Annotated in this window: 11 protein-coding genes; 5 read left to right on the forward strand and 6 right to left on the reverse strand. The window is 57.6% G+C overall.

Going from position 1 to position 5,538, the window contains the following annotated elements:
- The first annotated feature begins 53 nt into the window (after positions 1–53).
- The 5 genes from HMPREF2975_RS00725 (at position 54) to HMPREF2975_RS00740 (ending at position 1,687) form a co-directional block, all read left to right on the forward strand.
- Positions 54–275 carry a hypothetical protein gene (locus HMPREF2975_RS00725; protein ID WP_070725140.1) on the forward strand — a complete coding sequence of 74 codons (222 nt, stop codon included), beginning with the start codon at positions 54–56 and terminating at the stop codon, positions 273–275.
- On the forward strand, positions 272–631 hold the full coding sequence (locus HMPREF2975_RS00730; RefSeq protein ID WP_070725141.1) for a hypothetical protein: 360 nt from the start codon (positions 272–274) through the stop codon (positions 629–631). Before HMPREF2975_RS00725 ends, HMPREF2975_RS00730 begins: the two co-directional genes overlap by 4 nt.
- On the forward strand, positions 628–1,125 hold the full coding sequence (locus HMPREF2975_RS00735; protein ID WP_070725143.1) for a single-stranded DNA-binding protein: 498 nt from the start codon (positions 628–630) through the stop codon (positions 1,123–1,125). Before HMPREF2975_RS00730 ends, HMPREF2975_RS00735 begins: the two co-directional genes overlap by 4 nt.
- A 121-nt stretch (positions 1,126–1,246) precedes the next feature.
- Positions 1,247–1,411: a hypothetical protein gene (locus HMPREF2975_RS12705; RefSeq protein WP_227469072.1), complete on the forward strand. Its 165-nt coding sequence runs from the start codon at positions 1,247–1,249 to the stop codon at positions 1,409–1,411.
- A 21-nt stretch (positions 1,412–1,432) separates the two neighbouring features.
- Positions 1,433–1,687 (forward strand): hypothetical protein, encoded by a 255-nt coding sequence (locus tag HMPREF2975_RS00740; protein WP_070725144.1) that lies wholly within the window; start codon positions 1,433–1,435, stop codon positions 1,685–1,687.
- A gap of 269 nt (positions 1,688–1,956) precedes the next feature.
- Here HMPREF2975_RS00740 and HMPREF2975_RS00745 read toward each other — a convergent pair whose 3' ends face one another.
- From HMPREF2975_RS00745 to HMPREF2975_RS00775, 6 genes are all read right to left on the reverse strand, one after another.
- Positions 1,957–2,310, reverse strand: a complete 354-nt coding sequence (locus HMPREF2975_RS00745; protein WP_070725146.1) for a hypothetical protein — start codon at positions 2,308–2,310, stop codon at positions 1,957–1,959.
- A complete protein-coding gene (locus HMPREF2975_RS12415) occupies positions 2,307–2,645 on the reverse strand; it encodes a hypothetical protein (RefSeq protein WP_193599949.1) in 339 nt (112 codons plus the stop codon). Before HMPREF2975_RS12415 ends, HMPREF2975_RS00745 begins: the two co-directional genes overlap by 4 nt.
- A gap of 163 nt (positions 2,646–2,808) precedes the next feature.
- Positions 2,809–3,408 (reverse strand): DUF2746 domain-containing protein, encoded by a 600-nt coding sequence (locus HMPREF2975_RS00755; protein WP_070725150.1) that lies wholly within the window; start codon positions 3,406–3,408, stop codon positions 2,809–2,811.
- 3 nt (positions 3,409–3,411) lie between these two features.
- Complete coding sequence (locus HMPREF2975_RS00760) at positions 3,412–3,744, reverse strand: hypothetical protein (protein WP_070725152.1); 333 nt, start codon at positions 3,742–3,744, stop codon at positions 3,412–3,414.
- The gene (locus tag HMPREF2975_RS00765; RefSeq protein ID WP_070725154.1) at positions 3,744–4,592 is read right to left on the reverse strand and encodes a CHAP domain-containing protein; all 849 of its coding nucleotides are present in this window, start codon (positions 4,590–4,592) and stop codon (positions 3,744–3,746) included. Before HMPREF2975_RS00765 ends, HMPREF2975_RS00760 begins: the two co-directional genes overlap by 1 nt.
- Positions 4,593–4,772: 180 nt before the next feature.
- Positions 4,773–5,441, reverse strand: a complete 669-nt coding sequence (locus HMPREF2975_RS00775) for a hypothetical protein (RefSeq protein ID WP_141757229.1) — start codon at positions 5,439–5,441, stop codon at positions 4,773–4,775.
- Between the last annotated feature and the right edge of the window lie 97 nt (positions 5,442–5,538).

The raw sequence follows: 5,538 nt of genomic DNA on the forward strand, positions 1-5,538 counted from the left end.
CTCGACCCGCACTCAGAACACGACTACCTCTACAGGTATAAGGAGGAACCAGAATGAAATGGCTAATCCTCGCCTTAATCCCCGCCGTCATTTACCTGATAGGCGTGCTTGCAGTATCCGTAGATGCGTGGGACCTGAAAGACCTTGGTTATCTCAGCACTGCGCGGCGCACCTACCGGCGGCGCTGGAAATGGCCGATCTCAGTCATAAACGCGCTCGTTAAAACCCACGCAGAACTAACAGCCGACACTCAAAGCGAAGGAGAACCAGAATGAAAAAAATAGACCCCGACCAATGGCCGCTAGACAACCAACTCGTCTACTACGTGAAAGGCAGCAGTGAAGGCTACCCGGTAGAAGGATTCGCCACTTACGACTGTAGCGGCGAACTCTACGTGACAGGCGGCAGCATCCTACGCGACTACCGCCCCGAAACAGACGCCCTCTATGAGTGGCACCCATGCGCAGTAGTCCCAATGCCACTGTGGGACGGAATCGCAGACCTAGCGGGCGAACCAAACGCGCAATCCATACGCGACTACATCGAATGGTACAGCGCCTACTCAGAATGGGCAGAACGCGAATCTACCCACCCCACGAAAACCACCGAAACAAAGGAGAACAACAAATGAGCGGCGAACCAGTCATCACCATCACAGGGAACCTCACACGCGACCCAGAACTACGATTCACGTCATCCGGCGCAGCAGTCGCAGACTTCTCAATAGCTGTCACACCACGCACCTACGACCGCAACACGAACGAATGGCGCGACGGTGACCCACAATTCTACAGGTGCAGCGTATGGCGCAACGCGGCAGAAAACGTGGCAGAAACCCTACGCAAAGGCATGAGAGTCATCGCCACAGGCCGCGTCTCACTACGCTCATACGAAAACCGCGACGGACAACAACGCTCTGAACTATCCTTGCAGGTTGATGAGGTTGGCCCGTCGCTACGCTACGCGCGCGCACAAGTCGAGAAAGCCTCGGCGGGGAATGCGCAAGCGGCACCGCAATACCAGCAGCGACCACAAGCCACACGCAACGCGCCAGCAGGAGGAACCCAAGGCGACCCCTGGGCACAACAAACCCAACCCGCATTCCCAGACGACCCACCATTCTAAACAACGCCACTCACCCAACATGTCGGAAAAGCCGACAAGTTGCACCGACGCGGGCGGGGATGACGGCCACCACAAGCCACTCCCCGCCCCAAGCGCCGCACCAAAGAAAGCCAGTAACAGTATGCGCATAAAAATTGGACTCACCATCAACATCGCGCGCGATAAAACGCCAGACAACACCACGGCGGTTGAGCCGCCAACCATCATCGACGGCAACTACGCCACCACAGAACGCCAACCAGAAGATAACACTCTAGGATTCCAACCCCGCGACGTAGAAGCATAACCACACGCCAAGGACACCCCAATGAAACTGACCAACAGTCAGCGCAAAGCCCTACGCAGACTCGGCAGAGGGCAAACAATCAGCCGAACAATGATGCGCGACACGCTCATCAAACAGTGCTACACGCTGAACGCACCCCCGCCACCACCCGCAAGCGAAATGAACGTCGTTACCTACACGGACTGGGAAGCCACAGTACAAACCGCTAAGCCGGTAATCAGCGCCTACGGGCAGCAACTACTCAACCAACTCGAAAACACCAACAGCGCGGCATGAACGGCAGAGAAAAACAATACACGCTCACCGACAAAGGCGAACGCGAAGCCCAACAAGTACGCGCACAAGGATAGTGCCGTAAGCCGAGCCAACCACGAAACCCAGCCCACGGCACCACCCCACCGGAAGCGCGCAACCCAGCCCCACAAGCGGCGTAAGAAACACGAAAGAACCGCCGCCCCCAAGAAACGCAGGACTAAGCCACACCCCCCGCTGACGCACACAGGCGCGCGCGCCCCAGCCCAAAACGCGCGCACCCGCACAAAGACCTACTCACCCTCATCACCGTTCAGGAACTCAAGCATTTTCCGCTCACAACCCCGAAGCGTCTGCCACACCGCGCCTTGAGTGACACCCTCACCGGCAGCAATCTCAACCTGGCTCAACCCCAACACGACATGCTTAAATAAGCGTCGTTTCTCAAGCGTGTTCAACACGTCGAACGCGCGGCGCGCGTCCACCACGCACGCCCACAAGGTTGACTGCGCGTAAGGGCTACACTCAGCGCGCGGCATGTCCCCATCAGGAGCGTGCCCATCGTTCAAACGCCACCCCCACGCATGAGACTCAAAAAACGACGCGCGCAACAATTCAACAAGCTCCCGCCACGAGTAACCGCTCACCAGCCCCCCAACCAGTCAACGCACACTTCCCGCTCATGGTGCTTATAGTCCGTGAAACACTCTCCTAGCCGCCCGCGCACTCGAAGAACCACTCCCCCGGCTTGACCGTGATTCCACGCGGTAGCCACCTGCTTAGGGTGAGTGCGCGCCCATAGCCACGCGCACCCCAAGCACTCCCCTACGGGGATACGCGCCTTACCAGCGAACAGGGTGACAGCACGCATAAACGCCGCCCACAGCTCAAACCCCACGTCACCCACAACGGCCACGTCACCACAGGATTCAAGCACTCTCACGACAAAGTTTTCGTCAGCGTTCAGGACGGTTGAACTCACACCCTCATGATAACAATAATCAGTCTCAAAGTGGTGGCGCGCGTACACCCGTCCAACACAAAAAAGCCCCCCGCCCCACACCACAAAGGGCACAGGACGGGGGAACACATTTTGAAAGGGAAATTAAGGTCATGTCAGCCTTAACTTCACCACCAGCATACACTCACTCCGCATCCGGGTGCAAACGGTGCATACTCGACTCCAACATGCCGATCTTCGACGACAACTTATCAAAATTGCGGCGCTGCTCCTCCTTCGTATCACTCACCCGCCTATGCAGAACATTCCTCTCCTGCGTCGCCTTATCCTCAGCCGCACTCACGTCTTTCCACAACAGGTTCAACTGGCTCGCCTGATTATTAGCGCGATCATGCTGCTCATGCCTCATCTCGTCAAGCTCATCAGACAACGCCTTCTGACTCTCACCTGTTTGAGCAAGCAACTCCATAATGACTTCAATCGAAGAACGAGTTTCACCAATCTCAGACTTCAACTCGTCAATATCATCACGCAAATTCACCGAATGATTATTAGCCACCTGCTCGTGAGCGGCAGACGCACTATCCGCCGCCACACGCGCAGTATTCTCAGTAGTTTTCATAACCGCCTCAAGCGACTGAATACGGTGCCGGATACTCTTAATACCCCACCGCGCAAGCCACACGAACAACGCAAGCACCGTCAGAATAAGCACGCCCGCAATCTGAATAACCTCCGGCGTAGTCACCAACTCAATCACAGTATGAGGAACACCAGACTCCATACGCTAATCACCTTCAGCCTTATGCCGAGGCTCATAAGGTTCACCGCCCGGCGTAACTTTGCCAACCCAATCAATCACCCCTAACTGTTTGAGCACCGTGAACGCGGCGCTGGCCGCGCCGATCACGACACCAGCTTGCGTGCAGAACAGTCTCCACGACGCGGGGTAAGCTCCTGCAAACCACACGACAACGCCCAGCAGAACACCGGCTGCAAGAACAATCACCCGGCGTTTGCCAGCCGTCCAGTAGGGCTTGTCGAACGCGGCCTGTACGAGCGGCCACACGAAGCCAATCAGCCCGCACGTGATAAGTGGGTCAATGTTTAGTCCAAGCATTATTTCCTCCCTAGCTGCCTGTTGATAGCGTGCTGCAAGGCTCTGACGGTCGCGTGCCCCATGTAGCCGTCCACGCTCACGCGGTAGTAGCGTTGCATACCGCGCACAAACTCAGGCCCCGCGATACCGTCAGCGTCCACGTGGAACGCCCTCTGCAACTTCACGATCAACTGTGAGCCTTCCGCGTTTTCACCAGTCCATTCCCAGCCGCTACCCGCTGCCGGGAAGTACTCACGGTTCGGCCTGTACTGCGAGCTAACCTGCCCGTCTTGTGGTGTGCCATTGATACGCTGCAACGCGCGCGTAGTGGATTCTCCCCACCAGCCGTCAACAGCCAAAGTCCCAGCCGGAACAACCGGGCGAGACGCACCCGTGTACGGGGGCCGGATAACAGCAATCACCGTGTCAAACGAACGCACCCTGCGATACACGCCGCCACCGTTCGACTGGCTACCATACGCGCCACTCGACGTGTTGCCCTCGATGGTCTGGTACGACCACGCATACTTGATCTCGACAATGCCGATATGGTCGGCCACGCCGTCATCGTCCCAGTCGAAGCACACGAGGTCACCCTCGCGCGCGTCCTCACGCCTGACGAGCCACCCGCGCGCCCTGGCTGTAGCGATCCTGCCCGGCACATACGCGCTATCAAAATTAGTGATACCAATTTCGCGTAGGCACTTAGTTACGTACATGTCGCAGTACGGGACGCCGTTAGCTGCGAACGCTGCGCCGTGCCGCTCAGCGTAGGCCCTGCCGAAAATCGTGCCAGTCAGCGGGTCATCAAAACGGTTATACCCGACATACTTACTGGCTACACGTAGTAGGTCATTCCCCGTGGCCATACTCCACCTCCACAATCTCAGCAGTATCGTCCGGCGTGCTTGTCGCCGTGTCACCGTGACCCATTAACTTCTCGTATTCCTCATCCACAACTGCCCCTCCTTCTCCTTGCCGCCCGCACGCGGGCATAAAAAACCCGCCCACCCCACGAAACAGGGCAAGGCGGGACACACAACGCCCGGCTAGTCAGCCATACTCACCGGGAACGCGAGCACACTAAAATAGTTCAACTTAGTGTCACCGCTCAGCGTGAGAGTGCCGCCACTAGGCGAACCGCCACGCACCGACAGTGATACAGACGGTTGTTCACCAGCACGAACAAACGTCAACATTGTCACCGTCACACAGTCTTGCGTTCCCGAACTGAAACGGCCTAGCGACAGTTCCCCGTTTTTCCCGGTCAGCGCTAAGTCAACGCTTCCGCTCTTAGCCAGCCCCCACGCCACGGCGGTAGCCATCATCATCCGGTCATACGGGCGCGCTATCAGCTTCGTGGCGCACATGCCGCTTGACGCTCCAGACTTCACGGTGCCAGTCCACCCGCCACTTTGACCGTTACCGTACCGCTGCACGTCGTACTCAACCTCGTTAGCGGGCTTCAATACCCACGCGCCGCCCGCGCCTTTCGAGCCGTCAGCGCGATACAGGACACCGCCAACATCAAAATAGGCGGGGTTGTTTACAGTGACATTCGCCCCGTTGTCCACCGCGCGCGTCAGCGTTGAACGTGCAGACGCGATTGACTGTGCGGGAACCACTAGGCCAGCCGTGTCCGTATAGTCGCGCCACGACGCTAACAGGTCATCTCCCGCGTCAGGCATGGCCGCGCCTTTCCAATGTTTTGTACTCATTGTTCCTCCCCACTCGCGCTAGTGTCAGCGCTTAACGGTTGACTTGTTGCGGCTTCTTCTAGGCCGTTGCACATGGCTTCGATCAGTACGTCTAACA

The sequence above is a fragment of the Actinomyces sp. HMSC065F12 genome (assembly GCF_001814535.1).
Taxonomy (GTDB): domain Bacteria; phylum Actinomycetota; class Actinomycetes; order Actinomycetales; family Actinomycetaceae; genus Pauljensenia; species Pauljensenia radingae_A.